Origin of the sequence: Clostridium sp. AF29-8BH, from assembly GCF_003478145.1 — a bacterium.
Lineage (GTDB): Bacteria > Bacillota > Clostridia > Lachnospirales > Lachnospiraceae > Otoolea > Otoolea fessa.
This window is the reverse complement of record NZ_QUEL01000015.1, coordinates 1-22,266: the sequence shown is the minus strand read 5'-3', so window position 1 is coordinate 22,266 and position 22,266 is coordinate 1. Positions and strand designations below refer to the sequence as shown.

Genomic DNA, 22,266 nt, shown 5'->3' with positions numbered 1-22,266 from the left:
CATTAACTCCTTTCAGTCTAAGCCGAAAGCCTTTCGAACATCCGCTTCTTCGCTCTCTTTAAGAGTGCCCGGAGTCACGCTCACCACCCGCGGAATCGGTGCTGCGTTCGGCGCCTGGATCTGCATCGCTGCCAGTTTCCCGACATTCTCCATGAACGTTTCAGCGTTTGATGTATCAAGGATATCTAACAATTCTTTCGGATATCCTGCTTCCGTCAGCTTTTCGGCACATTTCATTCTATTTTCTCGCCGGGTAAGATCCAATTCTCTTTCCTCGATAGTCTGCCCGGTGCCTCTTCTTTCTCTTGCTAATCTGTCCTGAACGATTCTATTCACTTCTTCCTGTGTGAACGTCTTCGGTTCTGTGCTACCCCCCGCTATCTGCTGGGTGTTATTTCCCTCTGTCTGAGTGTTGGTATTGTTATTTTCCATTCCATTTCCTTTCCCGTTTTACGCCCGGTGGGCTATTTTAAGCAAACAAAAAGGCGCAAAAACAACTTCGTTCATTTCTGAACTAAGCTATTCCCGCGCCATTCTATCAAAGGCTTCCACAGTTTGGAGAGTAAACAGGCACACACATTTTTTCTGTGGGGTACTTATCAATATTCGTTTGCCTATGTTTATTGTACCATAATAGGGGGATATATTCAAGAAAACCATTGATTTTACAAAGGATTCCGGCTGTTTTTCAAGCCATTTCAAAGAAAAAACAGGGGATAGGCTACCTTTTCCAAGTGCCCAGTCCCCTGCCAAAATCTTATTCCATTGTCACATATGCCTTTAAGAATCTGCCGTCCTGCTTCCTAGCCACCTTTAAATTCTTCACATTCGGCGCCAGCCTTTCAAGGACTTTCTGCAGCTCTTCCGGCCGCTCATACGATATTTTTATCTTTATCACGTTTTTCCTCCTTTTCCGTCGCGCTTTCCGACTCTATTTCACGAAGCAGAACGCCAGCGCAAACAGAAAATTGATAAACAACGATGCTTTCAGGAACTCCCATGTCATTCTTTCATTCATTCCTATACCTCCGATGGTGTCGCGTTTCGCTACTCCATTTATTCCTCCAAGGGTGTCACATATCGTTACTTCCCGCACTATCGCAGCGGTCAGCGGTTCAGTCTAATTAAATCTATGTAAAACCGTTCGTTACAGAGTCCCATTCTGGGAATCTGCCCACTGTCTCATATCTGCATCCTGCAAATCATTCACGATTCTGTCCAAGTGTGTAGATACGCCGAAAAGTGCTTTCTGCAAAGAGTCAACCGTCAGCGTGTCCGTCTTTTTATTATCCAACTGATTCGACAGCCCCGATACTATTCTCGAAATCCCGATTATTTCCGCTGATAAATCACATAAATTTATTTTTTCTTCTCTCATGTCTTTTCCTTTCCGCCGGGCTGTGGTATTATATTTTAAATGGTTTTTTCACAGCTCCGGCTGTAAGCCTTGCCCTTATGGATGCGCCAACATCCCAAGGGCTTTTTTTATTTTACTTTTTCAATCGTTCGTACAAAGTCGCCCGCTTCCGCTGGTACTCTTCTGAATCCGTATAGCCGGTGTTCTTCTTTGCTGTCTGCCTGTCACTGATGCAAGGCGTTATAGCTGAATCTGCCGTCCTCTCTTCCAGCTTCTCCGGCTCTGCTGAACGCTGCAGAGCTTCCAGCGCTGCCTTTGGTATCGCCTGCCGTTTCTGTTCCCGCTCTAAAACAATCTTGTAATCGTTTATAAAGTCCCTGCGGGCGTATGTTTCAATGTTCGGAGTCTCTGCCATTCCCCAAGTAAGCAATAAGCTAAACGGAACTGTTTTCCGGGTCAGCTCCGGAAGAGCGTTGTAATCTTCCTGTGTTGCCACACTTGCCCGGCAAACAATCTTTTTCCATACTTCGCCCCATGCTTCTGCTGCCAGCTCGTCCAGGTTGCCTATATTTCCCCGGATTCTGGCAACAATCTGCCCCGGCTTCGGCTCATACTGATGATTTTCTGACATATACGCCCGGATCCCCATCTGCACCTGTTCAAAGGTGTAATCTTGAAGAATGTCCCGGTAAATGACCGCTTTCCGCTCTGCCTCTTCCGGCGATACATCCCGATAATTCTCTTTATAAGCTGTTTTAAAAAGCTGGATAATCTGTAAAGCCTGTTCCTGTGTTATCATTCGCATTACCTCCGTTTATTCTCTGTTGTAAATAGCTGTCTAAATCATACGATGCATTCTGTCGGCTGTTTCCCCTCTGGTAGCTGCCGCCCTTGTCCTGTTCCCTTTTAAGCCAATTAGTGATAAAACGCACTACCCCGTTTCGGGTTTTTCGCCTTGTCGGGTTCGCATCCGCCCACGCTTCCATGTTCCGGATCTCCTGTTCCACATCCACAGCCGGATAGGATTCTTTCCAGAAATTCAGCTTTTCAAGCGGGATTTCATAAAAGCTCTTATCAAGCAAGATAATCTTGTAGCCACTTGGAACCGGTTCTACTTCTATTGTCTCCGACTTTTTATCAGTTTTTGGCGGCGGCTGGCGTTGAGGTGTCTCTGACAGCTCTACGCAGTATATACTCTTTATCTTACTCTTATCTTTATCTTTCTCTTTATCTATATCTTTATCTATATCTATATCTTTATCTATATCTACGTTACATTGTGCGCCGTCCGCGTTACACTCCGTTACATCCGCGTTACATTGTAACGCCTGCCGCTCTCTGAATCTTCGAACCCGTTCGGCTGATACGCTTTCAGAACCAACCAACTCCAACGCCTCCGGCAATATAAAACCGTGCTCCGTTCGTTCCAGTTTCTTGTTTGCCTCCAGAAAAGTGAGTGTTTTCTTTACCGCTTCCGCGTCCTCGCCTATTTCCTCAGCTATTTCATCTTCTACGGAATCATAAACCCCTTGAAAGATGATCTCCGCGTCCTTATCGATACAGTAAAGCAGCAACTTCAAATAAATCAGCTGCATTTCTGCCCCGTCCGGCTGCTTCCTCATTTTCTTCTGGATCAGCTGCCCGAAGTAGTCACTTGGTAGCTTCATCCAGTAAAAGCGTCTATTTGCCATCGTTCGCCCTTTCTCCTGCTGCCTGCTCCGGCTCTTCGCCGTTCAACTGACTTTCAGACAGGTAATATTTATAGCCGCCCGCATCTTCCAGTATGTAACCACCTGCTGCCAGCTTCCAGAAGCGCACAGCATCCAGCGTATCATTCGGCAGATTCGCAAAACGGCTTTTCATGAGCCACTGCCGAAGCGCCGCCCGCCGTGCTGTTATCTGCTCCGCTGTCATTTGTACCGCCTTGAAGTCTAAACGTCCTTGTTTCTTCACACGCAGCGCCATAAGATCAACTATCTGCATCTTACCGCCTCCGCTCCATGCTGAACACGCCCAAGCGTTCCATTTCGTAGTGAACGCTGTTTAGCTTCTGCAGAAACATCTTGGAAGCACGTTCTAAATCGCCCTCATTCCCGGACAGAAGCGGCACAACCTCCCACAGCCAACAATAAGCCGCTTTCAAGTCCTCTTTCCGCTGCTCCGTCCCTGTGATGCCTGGATCGCGCGTCTTAACGTTGCACACAATGCTTTCTGGAGATACTTCCGGAGCGCCCGCCCAAGCTCCAACAATGTTCACAGCCTGGCAGAAGTCCCGTATCTGGTCGTATTCCGGGCAGTCCTCAACCTTGCCACATTCGACATACTGCCGCCGGAATTCCGGTATAAGCCATGATTCTGCAGATTGCCACATTTTCTCATAAAGCTGTTCATTCATAACCTCGCCCCCTTACTGTCTCGGATCGCCGTTGTTAAGATATTCAACCAGCTTTTCAAAGTTAATCAGATACCGGCATCCCGCCGTGATATACACGATCTTCTTTTCCAAGCATAAGCACCGCAACCGGTTATAGGAAATTCCGGTTTTTTCAGATGCTTCCTTGATTGTAACCATAGTTGGTACTGTCATATTCCTGTTTCTCCTTTCTGATGCCCTCTGTGCATCCCAGACGCCCCAGCCCGGATCGTCTTGTTAATCTTCGATAATTTCGGTTACATCCACGCCCAACGCCGAAGCAAGCCGCCCCAGCGTAGCAGGTTTGCAAGTTGCGCCGCCTACAGCACGGCGATATGAAGCATAACAAACGCCCGCTTTTTCACACAATCCATACGGATTTATGGCTTTTCTTGCCATTATTAATAGCAACTTTTTTGAATCAACTTTCATATTAGTTTTTTCCTTTCTTTTTAGTTTGCATATTAACTTTATCATCATTCAATAGTTAAGTCAATATATTCTAGTAATTTTATTTACTTTTGTTTTATTCTTATTATGTTACATTTGACTTGTGCGTATATTCTATGTATAATCAATGTACACTTAACTAAATCTAACGGAGGTTATTATGAGTGAAAAAGAATTGCAAATTTTTTCAGATAGATTGAAAGAATTTAGAACTTCCCGAAAAATTAGCCAAAAAGATTTTGCAGAAAAAATAGGCATTACTGCATCCGCACTGTCACAATATGAAAAAAATACAAAAAACCCTTCTATCGGCGTTGCAAAGCGGATCGCCGAAGTGTTCCATGTGTCCGTTGATTGGCTATGCGGCTTATCATCTGAACAAAGCATAAAAGGGGAACCTATCACTTACGCCGATCTACTTCGTTTAATTGTAAAAGTAGCTGACACTAAGCCCAACGGTTCAACATGGTTAATCAGATACGATCGAAACGCTCAAGAAGATTCTTTTGATGTATCGTATTATCCATTTTGCCTTATGCAGACCAGTGATGATACAATATGTGAATTTTTTGAAGATTGGGAAAAAATGTACACTTTATACCAGAATGGAACTATCGACAAACACCTTTATACACTTTGGTTAAATGATCGAATATCCAAATATGACTATTTGGCATTGAATGGTGGATTTACAAACGTTCCCGACGATGTTCCGGATGAGGGTTTACCATTTGACAACTAATCTCAACTACCATTCCGGTATTCGAGCTTTAATCCTCTGTTTGTCCCAGACGCCCCAGCCCGGCAGGAACAAAGGAGAGTTAAACGATGGCATCAATTAAAAAAACAGGCGAAAACGCCTATCAAATCGTTGTGAGCTGTGGATATAACAGCATCGGCAAGAAGATCCGCCGAAAAATCACATACAAGCCGGAGCTGTTGACGGCTAAGGGAAACCCCAAAAGCGCGGCATCTATCGAAAAAGACGTTGCCGCCTTTGCCGCCGATTTCGAGCGCAAGGTATTAACAGGTCAGTACACAGACGGGCATATTATGACGTTTGAGAAATACGCCGCCAAATATCTGTCAGAATACGCCGAAGAGAACCAGGCACCGCGGACGCTTCAATCTACAGAATCAGCTATCAAGGAATTTATAAGCGCGTTCGGGTATATGACATTGGAAAACCTCACGCCGCTCTATTTACAGGAATATGTGAATGCGCTGTTGAAACGTAAAAAGGCAGACGGATCCGGGGAAACACTTTCATGCGGTACCGTCAAGCGCAAGGCTGCTGTTCTGTCCGCCATGCTCTCGCAGGCTATCCGCTGGAATCTTCTATCCGCGAACCCGATGGAGCGCGTACAGATAAAAGCACCAGACACACCGGAGGATGAGAAGATCGTGTTCTTCTCACAGCCGGAAGCCGAACGCTTCCTTGAAGCCCTGGAGAATCCCGCCTATTATACCGCATCTGGTAGGCTGGCGCGACCACTCGACACCACAGCGCAGCGCCTCGATGATCTCCGGGCAAACCGGCGCAGCATGACGCAATATAAGTTTCTCTTTTACCTGGCAATCTTTACCGGATGCAGGCGCGGTGAACTTGTCGCCCTCACATGGGACGATCTGGACTTTACGAACGCGACTATCAGCATAGTGAAAAGCGTTTGCCGTGTAAAGAAAAAAATCATCATAAAGAGTACCAAAACAAAAAAATCTGCCCGCACTATCTCACTTCCGGAGATCGTTATCTCCCTTGCACAGGAATGGAAGAAGGAACAGGAATATTACAGGCTTTCGATTGGCTCCCAATGGAAAAACGGCGGATATATCTTTACCCGCTGGAATGGGGAAATGATGGGGCTTGAAACACCTTACCAGATTTTACACCGTGTTATAAACAATTACAACGCCACGCAGACAGACGAAAGCGCCCTGCTGCCGCTTATTCCTCTGCACGGACTCCGGCACACCGCCGCCACTCTGCTGATCGGCTCAAACGTCAATATCCGCACGGTTGCAAGCCGTCTAGGACATTCTGACGTAACAACAACACTAAATATTTACAGTCACGCCTTAAAAGAACTAGATCGAAAAGCCTCTGACGCTCTGGCTGATACCTTATCCAAAAAGGCTAATACAAAAAATTCAGTCCCCGAATAGTCCCCAAAAACACAAAAAGCCGCCCTTTTCGGACGGCATTTTTTATATCCAGATACAAGAAAAACCCTTGATTTACAAGGGTTTTCACTCATCAGCTCCCTGCCGGACTTGAACCGGCGACCTACGCATTACGAATGCGTCGCTCTACCAACTGAGCCAAGGAAGCATTTTAATTTGAAAAATGCTCTGGAAAACCCAAAGCAACTTTCGATGACCTGTCCGGGAATCGAACCCGGGTTTACGCCGTGAGAGGGCGTCGTCTTGACCGCTTGACCAACAGGCCGTATGTTTTATAATAGAATCGAGGCGACGTGATTCGAACACGCGACCTCTGCGTCCCGAACGCAGCGCTCTACCAAACTGAGCCACGCCTCGATTACATGACGTAGTATAATATAAATCCAGGAGAATGTCAACACTTTTTTTGAAGAATTTTTAAAAATATTTATTATGTTTAATATTTCGCTATAGTTGCTTGTGTTTGCTCAATTCAATAAATTTATATTTACTTCATCAGCTTCTGAATCGTCTTGCACAGCTCCTCAACCGCTTCTTCCCCATTTCCCGCCTCTATATCATCGACCACACAGGTTTTGATATGGTTGGACAGCAGGACTTTGGAAAAACTGTGCAGCGCCGCCTGAACCGCTGATATCTGGTTTAATATATCGACGCAGTATCGCTCGTCTTCCACCATCGCCTTCACACCGCGCACCTGTCCCTCGATCCGATTTAAACGTTTCAGCAGATCTTTTTCTTCGGTCAGGTTTCTGTGTTTGTGGCGTTCCGTCTCTCCTCCCTGACAGACCTGCGCTTGTGATTCACATTTACAACAGCCCATGCTTTTCTCCTATCTTTTATCAAAATGCTGCGAAATGGCATATTAATTCCACCATTTCACAGCTTTTTTCATCCTACTGAATCGAGTCCACCTTATAATCCTGTGCCTCAACTGCCTCTTTCAACGTATCGTCCGCCACATCCGCACTCATGCTTACGACCGCGGTTCCTTTCTCATGACTGACCTCTGCGCTCTCCACGCCTGCCAGTGCCTCCAACGCTTTCTTTACGCGTGCCTCACAGTGTCCACACATCATTCCTTCGATATTCATTGTCTTTGTCATCGTTATTCCCTCCATATTTTTATCATTTTTTTGATTCTCACTTTTTTGCAATTCTTTTGAAACAGTTTCATTTTCATTTGCTGTTTGCCCAATTGACCGGGTGTCTTCTGCCTCCGTCCTAACTGCACCTGCGTTTTCTGCTTTATCTCCGCCTTTATTAGCAGCCTTCTCAGCCCTCTTCCGCATCGGATGATCCTTCGATGCATCGTGCATCTTAAACAGATTCAGCCGCAGCGCGTTCGTCACTACGCAGAAGCTGGATAAGCTCATCGCTGCAGCGCCGAACATCGGATTTAATTTCCATCCAAAGATAGGATACCACAAACCGGCTGCAAGTGGAATACCCACAACATTGTAAAAGAATGCCCAGAACAGGTTTTCGTGAATATTTCGAAGCGTCGCACAGCTTAGACGGATTGCCGCCGGAACATCACTCAAACGGCTCTTCATCAGCACCACATCCGCGGCATCAATCGCGATATCTGTACCGGCTCCGATCGCGATACCTATATCGGCACGCGTGAGCGCCGGGGCATCATTGATACCATCACCGACCATTGCCACCTTGCCCTGTTCTTTCAGGCTGCGGATGACACTCTCTTTCCCATCCGGAAGTACTCCGGCAATGACTTCATCCACACCAGCCTGTGCCCCAATCGCACGGGCGGTCCGCTCATTATCTCCGGTCAGCATGACCACACGGATTCCCATGTTCTGCAGTTCCTTGACCGCCTGCGGGCTGTCTTCCTTGATGATATCTGCCACGGCAATCATACCAGCCAGACGACCATTTTTCATAAAGCACAGCGGCGTCTTGCCTTCCGATGCCAGACGCTCAAAGGATGCCTGTTCCTGTGCGGACACCGTCGTATGTCCGCTGATATAGGAAAAACTTCCGCCTGCCAGTGAAGCGCCGTCTAACGTACCGGAAAGTCCATTACCCGGCAGCGCCTGGAAATCAGCCGCCTCCGGCGCATCAATCTGCTGTTCTTTTGCATAGAGAAGAACAGCTTTCGCCAATGGGTGCTCACTCTTCTTTTCCAGGGAAAGCGCCAGGCTTACCAGCTCCTTCTCAGTCACACCTCCAGACGGGATGACGTCGGTCACACGCGGCTCGCCGCTGGTGATCGTACCCGTCTTATCAAGCGCTACAATGTCCATTTTTCCGGTTTCTTCCAGCGAAACAGCTGTCTTGAACAAGATTCCGTTTTTCGCGCCCATGCCGTTGCCGACCATAATCGCAACCGGCGTAGCCAGTCCCAGTGCACACGGGCAGCTGATAACCAGTACGGAAATACCTCGCGCCAGTGCGAATCCAAACGTCTGTCCTGCCAGTAGCCAGATAATCGTTGTCACCACTGCGATCGTGATAACCGCCGGGACAAACACGCCGGAAACCCGATCTGCAATCTTGGCGATCGGCGCTTTCGTCGCCGCCGCGTCGCTGACCATGCGGATGATCTGCGACAGGGAGGTATCTTCACCGACTCTGGTCGCCTCACAGCGCAGATAACCAGACTGGTTGACCGTTGCCGCCGAAACCGGGTCACCCTGTGCCTTATCCACCGGAATACTCTCGCCGGTCAGTGCTGCCTCGTTGACCGCGCTTGCTCCTTCCAGAACCACGCCGTCCACCGGGATATTTTCACCTGGGCGTACAACAAATACATCACCTTTCTTTACCTCTTCAATCGGAACCTTTGTTTCCACTCCATCCCGGATGATAACAGCTGTCTTCGGTGCCAGTTTCATCAGTCCCTTTAAGGCATCCGTCGTTTTTCCCTTGGAACGCGCCTCCAGCATTTTTCCGACTGTGATCAGCGCCAGAATCATTGCCGCCGACTCAAAGTAAAATTCATGCATGTAGGACATGACTGCCGTGCCGTTGCCCTTTAACTGTGCGTCCGTCATCGCAAACAACGCATATGTGCTGTAAATAAACGACGCGCCAGAACCAAGTGCTACCAGCGTGTCCATGTTCGGGGCGCGGTGTAAAAGTCCCTTGAAACCGCTGATAAAGAATTTCTGGTTAATCACCATGATAATTCCGGCCAAAAGGAGCTGCAAAAGTCCCATCGCCACATGGTTGCCATCCATAAAGTGCGGCAGCGGCCAGCCCCACATCATATGTCCCATCGACATATACATAAGGACTGCTAAGAATCCCAGCGATGCGATCAGACGGTGTTTTAAGACCGGCGTCTCCCGATCTTTTAAGGCGTCCTCTACCTCCGACGCGCTCTGCGCCTGCGCTACAGTGCCCTGTCCTTTCAGGGATGCGCCATATCCGGCATCTTCCACCGCATGAATCACGGTCTCCGGGGGCACATCGCCCTCGACGCCCATCGAATTTGTCAGCAGGCTGACCGAGCATGCCGTGACACCCGGCACTTTCGATACTGCCTTTTCAACCCGGCTGCTGCATGCCGCGCAGCTCATGCCGGTTACTGTATATTGCTTCATGGTCTCCTCCTATCTCTTAACTGTCCTTATAATATACCCCCATAGGTATATGTCAACCCCAATTTCATTTATGATCTCTTTTTCTCAACAAAATAATAATGGACGCAAAAAGACTCTGTCCGGAGAATTTCCCCTTACAGAGTCTTTTATACATTCGCATCCATGCCGCCCTTTTGCGGGCATAGACATTATTCCATTTTTATCTGCGCATCATCCAAACAGCACGCCCAGCACGCCGTAGGACAGAATCGACATAATCACCGTCGCCAGCGCGATACCGACTAAAATCGCGCCAAATGCCTTGCCAAATTTCATGTGGAGCAGGGATGCCACCAGCGCGCCTGTCCATGCGCCGGTTCCCGGAAGCGGGATGCCGACAAAGAGCATCAGCCCCCAGAACTCATATTTCTCGATCTGCCCTTTTTTGCTCATCGCTTTGCGTTCCAGCCACAGCGCAATACCACGGAAACACGGAACCTTCTTCATCCACTCCAGCACATGGCGGATCAGAAGCAGGATAAACGGGATCGGCAGGATATTTCCCACGATACAGATCGGGATCGCCCGCAGGATCGGCACGTTTAAGAGTGCCGGTGACGCAGCCAGAAGCCCGCCTCGAAGTTCCAGAATCGGAATCATCGAGATAATGAAGATAATTGCCTCCTTCGATATGACTCCGGATAAATTAGCTGTAAACCATTGTACCAGTGAATCCATAAATTATGCCTGCTCCCCGCTGTTATTTTCATTCTGTGCCGCAGTATCGGTGGTGTTCTCCGAAACAGAGTCCGAAGCATCCGCGGAATCCGCGTCTGGGCCAGCCGTGCCTTCTGTTTCTGCGTTGTCAACCGCCTTATCTGCTGCAGCTTCATCCTTCTCTTCAAAGATAGTCTCCTGCATCTCCTCTGGTTCTTCCGGCTCATGCACATCTGCAGATGTCGTCGAATCCATCGGCGCACCGCACCGGCTGCAGAATGCCGCATTTTTCTCCACCTTTGCGCCGCACTCCGCGCAGACTCTTGTGCCCTCTAACTCGGCAATCTCATCCTCCAGGGACGCAATCTTCACAAGCCCTGCCTGGATAGTGTGGAACTCATCTGCAAATTTCCCTTCCAGCTCGCCCTCATGTCTGTCATAGTATGCTTTTCCCAGTGTGATATATGCCTTATTAATCTTATCTTTCTCGGCGGACAGCTTCGATTTCAGCTGTAATACGCCTGTGATGTCCTTTACCCGGTTCGCAGCTTCCTTGCTCTTATCGCTGATCACCTTTCCAAGTTCATCGAAAAATGCCATATTTCTTCCTCCTCTGCGGGATATGTACGCCTCAAATTTCGTTCTGCCTGATGGGACAGTGCATCGCTGTTCTAAATGCAACGGCAGGTTCATGCAAAACCAAGGCATCTGATATTTTCTCATAACGATTCAGCCGGTTTTTGCATCAAATACATAAACCGGCTGAACCGCTACGTTTCCCCCTATTTTAGCCCCTACAGAGGAGAAAGTCAATCTTTTGCATCCCTAAATCAACTCTAGGCAACTTTTTTAATACGCAAACACCCGGTTCAGCCGCATCAATTCCGGTGTCAGGCCGAAGGTCGATTTCACAAACTCCGGAACCTTGCCATAGCGGAACGAGCGCTGGTAGATGCCATACTGACCCGATTCATCCATTTCATAGTCCGCCGCATATTCCCCATCATACAGGACATTCTGACCGGCATCCACCGTATATGTCTGACCTATCTCATTTTCCTCCATTGAATTTACCGAATCCCTCAAATCATCCTCTGAAACTGCCCCTGTGTCCTCTATACCGGACACATATACTGCAATATTGATCCCCTGATATGCCTCCGCCATTTGATTGATCTGCACCATATCATCCGAAGCGGAGTTTGCAAGAATTTCTGCAATCTGTTCCGGATCTGTAATCGTTACCTCGCGTCTGCTGTTATTCTGAAGATACTCCCGCTGGCGTTTTCCAAGCTCTGTATCTGCCGGTGCCAGCTGATCCTCCGGAATCTTGCCGCCCTGATACTGAAGCACGATTTTTTCTGTATTTTCCGGCGTCACCTTGCTGCCGACCTCGGTACCACACTGTTTCAAAATCGCGATCGTCTCCTGGAAGGACGGATAAATCGGGTAATAATCAAACTGGTTAAATGTGTCATAATAGCCGCCATTTTTACGAATCACATCAATCATCGCCTGCATCTCATTTGTCTTAAACTGAATCTCCGCGATCGGCATCTCCTCCCGGCGCATATCTGGCGTCAGAGCCATCAGCTCTTTCTGGTATGCAGCAAGAAGCGCCGCCTTCGTCTGCTCATCCGGAAGCTTCACATGGCTGCAGTCCTCTTCCTCTTTGTAATTGATGCCTGCGGCATCGTCTGCCTGTAGGGACAGCACCGGGTACATTCCCAGTTTATAGCTCTGATTTTCATAAATGGAATCTAGCTGTTCCCGCAGCTCCGATACATTGATCGTGCGGTAATTACGGTAAACGGTTTTTCCATTGTTCAGATGCCAGGACAGCACGATCGAATCATAGCGTGAATCCAGATCCGCCTCACTCATCCAATCCTGTCCGCCGTTCAAATGCTTCCGCTGTCTGGAAGCTGTCTCGATGCCCTGCGCGCCAATTTCCCGCAGGACACGGATTCCATCCTCATCCGAGATCTGCATTTTATCTGCCACATCTCCCTGGGACGCCCATTCCATTCCAACACTGTAGCCATCCCTATACATTCTCGGAGTCACATGGTAAGCCCCTGCCGCATTGTTGTCCAGCGCATCACAGTAAATACCCGCGTATGCAACCTTGTCAGCATCCGGCAGATAGCTGTCATATCCTGCCACATCCAGGCGGAACCCTAAGAAAATGGCTGCCACTGCCACCGCACTGATGGCAAGCTGTCTCTTATGCGCAAACAAGCTCTTAAAATCGAAATGATAGATAATTTCGATCAGGCAGCTGGTGATGAGCAGTCCGCAGATCAAGCCAAACACGGTCCAGATATCATCATTCAGGATTGATCGGAAAATCATTCCGGAAAACAGCGAGATCGGCACAACCAGAAGGAAACGGATCACCGGCTCACTTACCTTAAATGCCATCGCTCTTCCAGCCGCCTCAGACGGGCGTTTCCGGTACAGGAACATTCCCAGGCCAAAGAGCAGGGCTGCCACTGCCAATGCAATGACTGCCATCCGGGTGGGATGATCAGAACCAGTTGCCGTGCCGTACCAGAAAACCGGTGAGGTACGCTCGCACCAGCGCAGCAGGAAATTGCCATTGTCATAAAACGTCATGAAGTATTCAGAAAAATACGTCGATATCACTGCAGCCACGCCCGGTCCCCAGCTAAAAAATACGCCGGTTCCAAGTAATCCTACGATCAGATTGCCTGTCAGAATCACTGCCAGCACCACCGTCATGTACACCAGGGTAAAAAAGCACATATGCTGTACATACCCAATCAGCAGGGTTCCCCATGAAAATGGCGCGCCCTTCACCTGCAGCATCACACCTGCCACCAGCAGAAATACCAGATACGGGACTGCCAGATACAGGATACCGTCCAGGCAGGTCACAGTATAAAGCATTTCACGGCTGATCGGAAGGCTGTGAAAAAAATCCGTTTTCTTTTTCGAATGGAGATACGAAAAACCGGACGCTGCCAGCACCACCGCCGTCACAATCAGGATAAATACCAGCATTGCATTCTGGATCGAATACATATGCAGCATCTCATTGGTCAGCTTTAATTTTGCTTCTGCTAACGCCGCTTCGACGCTCAGATCTTTAGACAAGTTATCCGGACGCAGCATTATGCTGGTTTCCAGCGCTGTCAGGACTGGAAACAGAAAGAAGCACAAAAGTGCGGTAAGCGCCACGCTCCAGAGACGCTGCTTCGTATTTTCTCTCATATATTTAAAAAACAAGCCTTTTGATGTCATAACCAGCCACCTCCGTTTCACTGATAAAGATCTCTTCCAGGGAAAGCGGTATCATTTCAAAAAACACCGGATGATACGCCTGTAAAATTGTCTGAATCTCTTCCCGTTTTCCGCGCACAGTAAGCGTCAGGAGACTTCCCCTCTGTTCCGTCTTTATAATATCGATTCCCTGCAAATCGCTGCTCCCCACTCCCGCCGGAAGCACACACTGAATCTTGTGAATATTTAACTTCATATCGTCCAGATCCTTTGAGAGAAGCATTCCTCCCTTGTGAAGCAGACCTACATGGTCGCAGATATCTTCCAGCTCCCGCAGATTATGGGAGGCGATGACCGGCGTGAGGTTCCGCTCCTCGATATCATTGGCAAAAAGACTCTTGACCGTCTGCCGCATGACCGGATCCAGCCCGTCAAACGTCTCGTCGCAGAACAGATAATCGGTTCCCGCGCAGATGCCCAGCAGCACAGCGAGCTGTTTTTTCATACCCTTCGAAAAGGTCTGCACCTTCCGCCGGCTTTCCAGTTCAAAATTCTTTAGCAGTTTATCAAACCGGGCTGCATCAAACTTCGGATAAATCCCCTGATAAAATACTTTCATGTCTTCCGCCGTTCCATTGCTTAAGAAATACGGCTCATCCGGGATATAAAAGCATCGTGCCTTTACCTTTGTATTCTCAAATACTGTCTCATCATCAACCGTAATGCTCCCTTCGTCCGGCTTTAAAATACCGGCTGCCATCCGCAAAAAGGTACTTTTTCCGGCGCCGTTAGTTCCGATCAGACCAAAGACACTTCCATTGTGAATCTCCGCATGGATATGATCGACTGCCACTGTATCATAAAAACGCTTCGTCAGATTCTCAGCCTTTATCATTCCTGTTTCCTCCTTCCTCACTTCCATAGCTCTGGATGACCTGCTCCTGGAACTCCAGCATCGTGATGCCGGTTCCTTTTGCATCCCGGATCAGAAGTTCCAGCTGATCCCAGATCTCCTGCCGCTTCCTCTCCCGAATCTGCCGGTTATCCGCCACAAAACTGCCCCTGCCCTTAACCGAATAAATATATCCCTGGCGTTCCAGCTCTTCATACGCCCGCTGGATCGTATTCGGATTCATCGACAGCTCCGTTGCCAGACTCCGCACGGATGGAAGCTGACTGTCCTGCTCCAAAATCCCCCGGACCATCAGATCCGACAGCTTCTCAACAATCTGCTCATAGAGAGGTCGTCGATCTTTATAATCAATCAGAATCATGCTCACATTCTCCTTTCCTCCATTCTGCCCTGTATCAAAAATCATAAGTGTATTAGTTCGTTTAATACAGTTATAGTATACAAAAAGGGCAGCCGATTGTCAACCGACTGCCTCTTACGATTTTCTTAACAACCTTTTCGGTTATATCCGAATAGAAACAAACTTCTGCAATCAAAGATTGATTACTGAGCCTGTGTCTCCTCAGCTGCCTCAGTCTCTTCTGCTTCAGCCTCAGTCTCCTCAGCTGCCTCAGTCTCTTCCTCAGATGCCTCTTCGGTCTCTTCCTCGGAAACTTCCTCAGTCTCTTCTGTTTCAGCCTCGGTCTCCTCAGCTGCCTCAGTCTCTTCTGCCTCTACAGTCTCCTCTGCTGCTGCAGTTGTCTCCTCTGCTTTGCTGCCGCAAGCGGTCAGAGCAGATGCTGCTACCATTGCACTCATAACTAAGATTGCTGCTGTTTTTGTAAGATTCTTTCTCATAATTATTCTCTCCTCTTTAAAACATACGATTTATGTTTTCTTGTACCTCATCGGTACGTGACCTATAATAAAAACAAATTATGTCCAAAATATGAACAGATAATTAACATTCACTAAATAAATCCCGTATTTCTTACAAAAATCGAAAGTTTTCGTAAGAAAAGTCCTTGTTTCTGTTGACTTTACATTATTTTTTAAGGTCTTTAAATCTTAATATATATGCAGCAGTTTTCTTGTTTCAATGCTGTTTTTTCCCGATTTCCGGCTTATTTTTATTCTTTTTTCGTTTCTTTATGAACAAGGTTCTCGATTTTGTGTTTACGATTTGTTCACAATTTAGCCAAATTTGAACGGTTGGAACCGAACTGAAATTCCGTCATATATTTCCGGTAGCGAAGCGGCAGATGCATCCGCTGACAGGCTGGATTTTCCCGCTCCTTAATTCCTATCTGATGAAAAAATGCACTCCAGAGCGCCGCATATTCGCTCTGATCGGTTCTCCCGGAAAGCGCCTGCAGGGTTCTGTCTCAGCCCCACGCATCATATACCACCGCCCCTTTCCTGTCCAGACTCCCGCTTCCTGGTGATTTTTATCATAGATAATAAATGGTTCCGAGGGCAGGCGATCTGTAAAATACGGCATCAGCAATGCCGTCACCCGGTTTTTCGGACCAATCTCAGAAAATAGTACATGATCGGAATATTCTGCAAACCGCAGAAATTCTGTCTGCAAATGCGCTTCATTGGCAACCGCACGGTTGATCTGAAAGACTGTCTGCACCGCCGGTATCTGTAAATTTTCCGTGATACGCCTCCCTACTGCCCCTGCGCTAAACCCACAGACCAGAAAGCGGTAGACCGCCTCTGCCCGATCCTCCCGCTCACTCAGCGCCGTGCGGTAAATCCAGCTGTACGCCAGTTCTGACAGGGATCGGCGCACCGAGCGCACGACTTTCTGTGCCTTGAGCCGATCCACCGCCACCTCTCGATACTCCGAAAACAGGCTGTAATTATATTCGCCCTGTACTTCCAGCCGCACGTTCTCATGCCCTAAGCGGCTGTTCCAGGCATCATATACTCCTGTGAATATACCTTCCGGACTGTCTTCGCATACAAATACAACCATTGTTCTCTCCTCCGTCTGCTTCATGCCTGCGCCATATGAAAATCATCAAACAGCGACATCTGGCGGTACAGCCCGCTCTGTGACAGCTGCCACTGCTTCCGCTTCTCTTCACTGATTAGCTGTGCCGCGATCGCATCCTCATGGATCTGCACCGGTACATCATCCGCCCTGAACAGGTAATGAAGTATACTGCCCGCTTCAGCACAACTCCCATCTTCTTCAAATCTTCAAACCGAAGCGCCACCTGTTTTCTCGCTGCGACAATCCGCATCGCAGACTTTACCCCGATGCCCGGAACCCGCAGAAGTGTCTCATACGGTGCCCGGTTTATCTCCACCGGAAACTCACCCAGATTCTGCAGCGCCCAGTCGCACTTCGGATCCAGAAACACATTAAAATTAGGGTGCTTTTCACTCAGAAGTTCCGATGCCCGGAAGCCATAGTAGCGCATCAGCCAGTCCGCCTGGTACAGACGGTGTTCCCGCAGAAGCGGCGGTCCGTCCGGAAGATCCGGAAGCAGGCTGTCCTCATTCACCTTGATAAACGCCGAATAAAAGACCCTCTTTAATCCAAAATTCCGATACAGCGCTTCCGCGACCGCAACCATCTGATAATCACTCTCCGGAGTCGCCCCGACAATGAGCTGTGTGCTCTGACCGCCGGGGACGAAATAATTCTTGCGGTTTGAGATATTTCCCAGTCCGAAACTGCCATAGATCGATCGTCCTGGGATGACACGGGGGATCTCCGGTGTATGTGTCCTTCCAACCCTTTCATCCATTTCCCCCGGCTCTTTCGACCTCATAAATCCTTTTACCTTGTCTCCATTCCGCCCCCAATCCATCTTTGTCTCTGTCTGATTCGGACTCAGAATTCCCTTGTCAGCCTGCAGACATTCCCTTTCCCCTTTTCCTATCGCTTTACCACCAATTCCATATCTCCCGTCTCCCGGAATCTGAATTTCTCCGCGCTCTTTCTGCGGAAGCCATGCCCCTCTGCTCTCCAGACGCCCTTCCTGCTCCAGCTGTCTCGCGATCCCAGTCTGGATCTGGCGCATCGGGCGCAGTATCTTGTCCCGCGTCTTTCCCGGTGCCAGGCGCGCCAGACCATCAGCCGTCGGAAGCTCCAGATTCACACTCATCCGGTCCGCCAGAAAGCCCACTCTCTCAATCAGCTCCGGATCTGCCCCCGGAATTGCTTTCACATGGATGTAACCGTTAAATCGATGGACGCGCCGAAGGCGGTACAAGGTCTGATACAGCAGTTCCATCGTGTGATCCGGTGTCTCCAGCACACCGGAACTTAAAAACAATCCTTCTATATAGTTGCGCCGGTAAAATTCCATCGTCAGACGGCAGACCTCCTCCGGCGTAAAGGAGGTACGGACCGTGTCATTGCTCCGACGGTTGACACAGTAATGACAGTCATAGATGCACTGGTTCGTAAATAAAATTTTCAGCAGGGAGATACAGCGCCCATCCGAGGCAAAACTGTGGCAGATGCCGTCCACCCGGCTGTTTCCAAGAAAGCCTTCCTTTCCCTTTCTACCCACGCCGCTGGAGGTGCAGGCGGCGTCATACTTTGCCGCATCCGATAAAATACTTAACTTTTCTTCGATTGAAAGATTTTCCTGTATCAGCATGAGATTCTGCCTCCTCCCGTTTCTCGAACATTAGTTCTGTGCTTATCATATCACACTCTCTTTTTAAATGCAAGCTGTTTTTCGAACACACATTCTATTGTCATGCACACTGTATCCAAGCCTTTCCAATCTACGCAAAGCATTGTTAAATTTCCTCTTAAAATATAATTTCGATAACACATGACAGTATTTCTGATTGTTTTCCTCGCAAGCCGCGTTTATAATAATAAAGAAGGATTGAAGGTATAGAATGAATTATTTTTATAGGTAGGATGAAGGAGGAGTTTACAATGGCTATTTTAGTTACTGGAGGCGCCGGTTACATCGGCAGTCATACCTGCATCGAACTTTTAAACGCCGGATATGAGGTCGTTGTCATGGACAACCTTTACAATGCCAGTGAGGAAGCGCTGCGCCGCGTGGAGAAAATCACCGGCAAGCATGTAACCTTTTACAAGGCAGATATGCTGGATCGCGAGGCAGTCAATGAGATTTTTGAGAAAGAATCCATCGATTCGGTCATTCATTTTGCAGGCTTAAAGGCAGTCGGAGAATCCGTTGCGAAGCCACTGGAATATTACCACAACAATATCACCGGAACCTTGCTTCTCTGCGACGTAATGCGCAATCATGGCGTCAAGAAAATCATTTTCAGTTCCTCCGCTACCGTATACGGAGATCCGGCATTCGTCCCGATCACCGAAGAATGCCCGAAAGGCAAAATCACAAACCCTTACGGTCAGACAAAGGGAATGCTTGAGCAGATTTTAACTGACCTGCACGTGGCAGATCCGGAATGGAATGTCGTTCTGCTCCGCTACTTCAACCCAATCGGTGCACACAAGAGCGGTCTGATCGGCGAGGATCCGAAGGGAATCCCGAACAACCTGGTTCCTTATATCGCACAGGTTGCTGTCGGCAAGCTGAAATGTCTCGGTGTCTTCGGCAATGATTACCCGACTCCGGACGGAACCGGTGTGCGCGATTACATCCACGTAGTTGACCTTGCAGTCGGTCATGTAAAAGCACTCCAAAAATTTAACGATAAGCCAGACGTATATATCTACAACCTCGGCACCGGCAAAGGCTACAGCGTACTCGATGTTGTCAAGGCTTACGAAAAAGCCTGCGGCAAAACAATTCCTTATGAAATCAAGCCACGCCGCGCCGGCGATATCGCAACCTGCTACTCCGATGCTACCAAAGCGAAAAATGAACTCGGCTGGGAAGCTCAGTACGGCATTGAGGAGATGTGCGCTGACTCCTGGAAATGGCAGTCGATGAACCCGAACGGATATCGGGACGCTGAGGACTAAGAGATGAAAAAGAATGTGCTTGGCACATTCTCGCGCCGAGCGCGGTCGCTTGCGACATGTTTCTGCTTCGCGCGAGTGCGCATCATTGGCACGTTAGTGCCTTTTTGTGTAATAGGGAATTCCAGGAAATTTCCTATTACATGACAAAAGCGACTGACAGATGTCCACCCTAACATCTGCCAGCCGCTTTTTCTGTTCTTTATTTGTGTTCCGCAAATCCCCGCCGCATTTTTTCCAGCGCCCGCTTCTCGATCCGGCTCACATAAGAACGCGAGATTCCAAGTCCGTCGGCAATCTCCCGCTGCGTCTGTTCCTTTCCGCCAAACAGCCCGTACCGGCTGCGTAAGACGATTTTCTCTGTTTCTTTTAAACACGCCTCATAGGCGCGGTAAAGCTGTTCAATTTCCTGCTTTAAAATAATGGTTTCCAGAACTTCTTTTCCTTCTGCCTCCAGCACATCCATCCGGCTGACGGTTTCTCCATCTTTATCTACCCCGATCGGGTCATATAACGAGATATCCTTTGCATATTTTTTACCAGCGCGGAAGGTCATCAGAATCTCATTCTCGATACATTTCGCCGCATACGTCGCCAACCGCGATCCCCGCTCCGGATGAAACGTATTGACCGCTTTAATGAGCCCGATGGTGCCGATCGACAGGAGATCTTCCATTTCATAATCTGTACCCTGATATTTTCTGGTCACATGCGCCACCAGCCGTAAATTTCGCTCTATCAGAGTATTGCGTGCCTCATGGTCTCCCTCTTTCATGCGTTCCAGACAGGACCGTTCCTCTCCAGGTGTCAAAGGCTTTGGAAATGTATGCAAAGAAAAAGCCACCCTGAAGCTTACTTACTGATAGTTTATGCTTCGGTGGCTTTTCCAGTGCACCACTTGCTTTTCCGATTTTAGAAAGGGCGCTAAAAATCATACCATCCAGCCGGTTATAAATCCGCTGCGTGTGAACTACTCGGTAACTAAGTTACCAGAGCATCTGAAATCTGGCGGGATACCGCCTTTTTTCAGGGTGCGTCCATGACACCACTACTGCTTGCCTTTCGGCTATACAGCTACTTTTATTATTTCTGGATTCTTTAGTCCGGTTACGGACAGTTCTTTCTGTTTTCCGGATACGGAAAGATATTTTCGCAGGATATTAAATGCTCCTACCGCATCCGCATTATGTCTTACTCCATCCGTTATATACATGCCCCGCTCTTTTCGGTTTGATGCCTCTGCATATCTTTTTGATACTTCTGGTGAAAACGGGCTGCACTGGCTGGTATAGCTTTCTTCCTGTTTTATCAATGGTATTCCATACAGTTTCAGTTTATATTCCAACATGATATAAAGTTTATTATACGGCAGTCCGTGAAACTTCTGGTTTGTCTTGTGCCCTATATCTTTTCCTTTACGGATATTTCGAATATCTCCTATGATTACACAGCTTATCCCTTCTTTTTTACAGTATTCTGCAAACCATCTGGTCACCTTATGAAGGTAATCCTTTACTGCATTCTGTTTTTTCCGATAAAGCCTCTTGATGTGTTTCGAGGAGCTGAGATATTTTATGCCGTTTTCCACCTGCTGTGCATACCATATTGATTGAACCCTGCTGATTTCTTTGTGAAAGTACCTTTCCAGCGAAAGATATTTCCTTCCCAGAATAAAAGTTTTTCCATTTCCGGAATCATAACAGGTCATCAGATTATGAAGTCCAAGATCAATTGATAAATAATGGCCATTCTGAGGAAGCGGTTCTGGCTCCTTGACCTCATAGATAACAATAAGGTCACATTTTCCATCTTCCGGTGGATAGATCCGCAGCTGTTTTATGTGATCCATGTTCCTGAAAATCTTATTTTCAAGATATAGAAATTTTTCATGAATCCCATAAGCTTCTTCCATATAGCTTTTCAGATCCTTTGACAGAGACAGCCGCAATTGGTCGGAACCTTTCTCGTGCCGGATTCCCATCTGCATGTAAGTGATCGGTATATTGTCCTGTTTAAATCGCGGCGGATTTGGATCTTTGATCCCACCGGTCTTTTTAAGGACATAAAATGATTTCCAGGCTTTATCCAGCTGCTTGCAGGTCTCCTGCGCCGTCTGGGACGGAAGCTGTCTATACCACAACTCTCCTTTATGCGCTTTCTTCTGATAATACCAGTCAGGATACTTCTCCAACCCCAATTCTTTATATCGACGGCGTTCATAGTTGCAGACATTCCAGAGTTTGGAAGCAGCATAACACATATGCCCTATAATATTAGAATATTCCGGCCGGATATTGACCGATGTTCTGTGCGACAGCAGCATTCCCCTTCCCCCCTTCAGACAGCCATGCATATGAATATTTACAATTCACATTGAATTAATACGACTTGCTCTGATGTTCAATATAACAGCGAATATTTTCCTCAGATACGGATCCGATCGTTTCCACATAATAGGAATGGTTCCACAGTTCTCCCTTCCACAACTGGTTTCTTATTTCCGGAAAACGTTCGAATAAT

The 22,266-nt window shown here is 48.0% G+C and carries 25 protein-coding genes and 3 tRNA genes; 3 read left to right on the top strand and 25 right to left on the bottom strand.

Translation table 11 applies throughout. The features are described from left to right. Positions 1-12: 12 nt before the first annotated feature. The 9 genes from DWZ16_RS09810 to DWZ16_RS09775 all read right to left on the bottom strand — a co-directional run bounded on the left by DWZ16_RS09810 (position 13) and on the right by DWZ16_RS09775 (position 4,202). Positions 13-432 carry a hypothetical protein gene (locus DWZ16_RS09810; protein ID WP_118522698.1) on the bottom strand — a complete coding sequence of 140 codons (420 nt, stop codon included), beginning with the start codon at positions 430-432 and terminating at the stop codon, positions 13-15. A gap of 325 nt (positions 433-757) precedes the next feature. Then, complete coding sequence (locus tag DWZ16_RS15465) at positions 758-898, bottom strand: hypothetical protein (protein WP_182427331.1); 141 nt, start codon at positions 896-898, stop codon at positions 758-760. A 249-nt stretch (positions 899-1,147) separates the two neighbouring features. Continuing rightward, complete coding sequence (locus DWZ16_RS09805; RefSeq protein WP_118522697.1) at positions 1,148-1,378, bottom strand: hypothetical protein; 231 nt, start codon at positions 1,376-1,378, stop codon at positions 1,148-1,150. A gap of 112 nt (positions 1,379-1,490) precedes the next feature. Further along, positions 1,491-2,156, bottom strand: a complete 666-nt coding sequence (locus DWZ16_RS09800; RefSeq protein ID WP_182427330.1) for a replicative helicase loader/inhibitor — start codon at positions 2,154-2,156, stop codon at positions 1,491-1,493. After that, positions 2,113-3,048 carry a phage replisome organizer N-terminal domain-containing protein gene (locus DWZ16_RS09795; RefSeq protein ID WP_118522695.1) on the bottom strand — a complete coding sequence of 312 codons (936 nt, stop codon included), beginning with the start codon at positions 3,046-3,048 and terminating at the stop codon, positions 2,113-2,115. The genes DWZ16_RS09800 and DWZ16_RS09795 overlap by 44 nt, the downstream gene beginning before the upstream one ends. Then, complete coding sequence (locus DWZ16_RS09790) at positions 3,038-3,340, bottom strand: hypothetical protein (RefSeq protein WP_118522694.1); 303 nt, start codon at positions 3,338-3,340, stop codon at positions 3,038-3,040. The genes DWZ16_RS09795 and DWZ16_RS09790 overlap by 11 nt, the downstream gene beginning before the upstream one ends. A 1-nt stretch (position 3,341) precedes the next feature. Then, positions 3,342-3,752, bottom strand: coding sequence for a hypothetical protein (locus DWZ16_RS09785; RefSeq protein ID WP_118522693.1), 411 nt, complete (start codon positions 3,750-3,752; stop codon positions 3,342-3,344). A 12-nt stretch (positions 3,753-3,764) separates the two neighbouring features. Beyond that, positions 3,765-3,944 (bottom strand): helix-turn-helix domain-containing protein, encoded by a 180-nt coding sequence (locus tag DWZ16_RS09780; protein ID WP_233430162.1) that lies wholly within the window; start codon positions 3,942-3,944, stop codon positions 3,765-3,767. Positions 3,945-4,007: 63 nt separating this feature from the next. Further along, positions 4,008-4,202, bottom strand: coding sequence for a hypothetical protein (locus tag DWZ16_RS09775; protein ID WP_118522692.1), 195 nt, complete (start codon positions 4,200-4,202; stop codon positions 4,008-4,010). Between the two features lie 178 nt (positions 4,203-4,380). Here DWZ16_RS09775 and DWZ16_RS09770 point away from each other — a divergent pair, with 178 nt between their 5' ends. After that, positions 4,381-4,962, top strand: coding sequence for a helix-turn-helix domain-containing protein (locus DWZ16_RS09770; protein WP_118522691.1), 582 nt, complete (start codon positions 4,381-4,383; stop codon positions 4,960-4,962). Between the two features lie 86 nt (positions 4,963-5,048). After that, entirely contained in the window at positions 5,049-6,386 is a 1,338-nt protein-coding gene (locus DWZ16_RS09765) for a tyrosine-type recombinase/integrase (protein ID WP_118522690.1), read from the top strand. 93 nt (positions 6,387-6,479) lie between these two features. Here DWZ16_RS09765 and DWZ16_RS09760 read toward each other — a convergent pair. The 14 genes from DWZ16_RS09760 to DWZ16_RS09700 all read right to left on the bottom strand — a co-directional run bounded on the left by DWZ16_RS09760 (position 6,480) and on the right by DWZ16_RS09700 (position 18,433). Continuing rightward, positions 6,480-6,552, bottom strand: a tRNA-Thr gene (locus tag DWZ16_RS09760). Between the two features lie 45 nt (positions 6,553-6,597). After that, positions 6,598-6,669 (bottom strand) — tRNA-Glu (locus DWZ16_RS09755). An 18-nt stretch (positions 6,670-6,687) separates the two neighbouring features. After that, positions 6,688-6,761: transfer RNA gene (locus tag DWZ16_RS09750), tRNA-Pro, on the bottom strand. A 130-nt stretch (positions 6,762-6,891) separates the two neighbouring features. Then, a complete protein-coding gene (locus DWZ16_RS09745; protein ID WP_118522689.1) occupies positions 6,892-7,227 on the bottom strand; it encodes a metal-sensing transcriptional repressor in 336 nt (111 codons plus the stop codon). Between the two features lie 73 nt (positions 7,228-7,300). Beyond that, positions 7,301-9,973 carry a heavy metal translocating P-type ATPase gene (locus tag DWZ16_RS09740; protein WP_118522688.1) on the bottom strand — a complete coding sequence of 891 codons (2,673 nt, stop codon included), beginning with the start codon at positions 9,971-9,973 and terminating at the stop codon, positions 7,301-7,303. Positions 9,974-10,183: 210 nt separating this feature from the next. Next, the gene (locus DWZ16_RS09735) at positions 10,184-10,690 is read right to left on the bottom strand and encodes a COG2426 family protein (protein ID WP_022358562.1); all 507 of its coding nucleotides are present in this window, start codon (positions 10,688-10,690) and stop codon (positions 10,184-10,186) included. A 3-nt stretch (positions 10,691-10,693) separates the two neighbouring features. After that, the gene (locus tag DWZ16_RS09730; RefSeq protein WP_118472868.1) at positions 10,694-11,269 is read right to left on the bottom strand and encodes a zinc ribbon domain-containing protein; all 576 of its coding nucleotides are present in this window, start codon (positions 11,267-11,269) and stop codon (positions 10,694-10,696) included. Positions 11,270-11,518: 249 nt separating this feature from the next. Continuing rightward, positions 11,519-13,936, bottom strand: coding sequence for a DUF6449 domain-containing protein (locus DWZ16_RS09725; protein ID WP_118522687.1), 2,418 nt, complete (start codon positions 13,934-13,936; stop codon positions 11,519-11,521). Further along, on the bottom strand, positions 13,911-14,810 hold the full coding sequence (locus tag DWZ16_RS09720; RefSeq protein WP_117795722.1) for an ABC transporter ATP-binding protein: 900 nt from the start codon (positions 14,808-14,810) through the stop codon (positions 13,911-13,913). The genes DWZ16_RS09725 and DWZ16_RS09720 overlap by 26 nt, the downstream gene beginning before the upstream one ends. Beyond that, positions 14,797-15,189, bottom strand: a complete 393-nt coding sequence (locus tag DWZ16_RS09715) for a GntR family transcriptional regulator (protein WP_118522686.1) — start codon at positions 15,187-15,189, stop codon at positions 14,797-14,799. Before DWZ16_RS09715 ends, DWZ16_RS09720 begins: the two co-directional genes overlap by 14 nt. A 182-nt stretch (positions 15,190-15,371) precedes the next feature. Next, positions 15,372-15,665 (bottom strand): hypothetical protein, encoded by a 294-nt coding sequence (locus DWZ16_RS09710; protein WP_107000077.1) that lies wholly within the window; start codon positions 15,663-15,665, stop codon positions 15,372-15,374. Positions 15,666-16,110: 445 nt separating this feature from the next. Beyond that, complete coding sequence (locus tag DWZ16_RS09705; protein WP_412694329.1) at positions 16,111-16,791, bottom strand: TIGR03915 family putative DNA repair protein; 681 nt, start codon at positions 16,789-16,791, stop codon at positions 16,111-16,113. A gap of 20 nt (positions 16,792-16,811) precedes the next feature. Further along, the gene (locus tag DWZ16_RS16860) at positions 16,812-16,943 is read right to left on the bottom strand and encodes a hypothetical protein (RefSeq protein WP_284525690.1); all 132 of its coding nucleotides are present in this window, start codon (positions 16,941-16,943) and stop codon (positions 16,812-16,814) included. Further along, a complete protein-coding gene (locus tag DWZ16_RS09700; protein WP_118522685.1) occupies positions 16,907-18,433 on the bottom strand; it encodes a putative DNA modification/repair radical SAM protein in 1,527 nt (508 codons plus the stop codon). Before DWZ16_RS09700 ends, DWZ16_RS16860 begins: the two co-directional genes overlap by 37 nt. A 290-nt stretch (positions 18,434-18,723) precedes the next feature. Between DWZ16_RS09700 and galE the strand changes: the two genes are divergently transcribed. Then, positions 18,724-19,749: a UDP-glucose 4-epimerase GalE gene (gene galE, locus DWZ16_RS09695; protein ID WP_118522684.1), complete on the top strand. Its 1,026-nt coding sequence runs from the start codon at positions 18,724-18,726 to the stop codon at positions 19,747-19,749. Positions 19,750-19,948: 199 nt separating this feature from the next. On the opposite strand, the gene sigK is transcribed toward galE, so the two are convergent. After that, on the bottom strand, positions 19,949-20,578 hold the full coding sequence (gene sigK / locus DWZ16_RS09690; RefSeq protein ID WP_118472874.1) for an RNA polymerase sporulation sigma factor SigK: 630 nt from the start codon (positions 20,576-20,578) through the stop codon (positions 19,949-19,951). Between the two features lie 234 nt (positions 20,579-20,812). After that, positions 20,813-22,069, bottom strand: coding sequence for a transposase (locus DWZ16_RS09685; protein WP_412694328.1), 1,257 nt, complete (start codon positions 22,067-22,069; stop codon positions 20,813-20,815). Positions 22,070-22,266 lie beyond the last annotated feature (197 nt).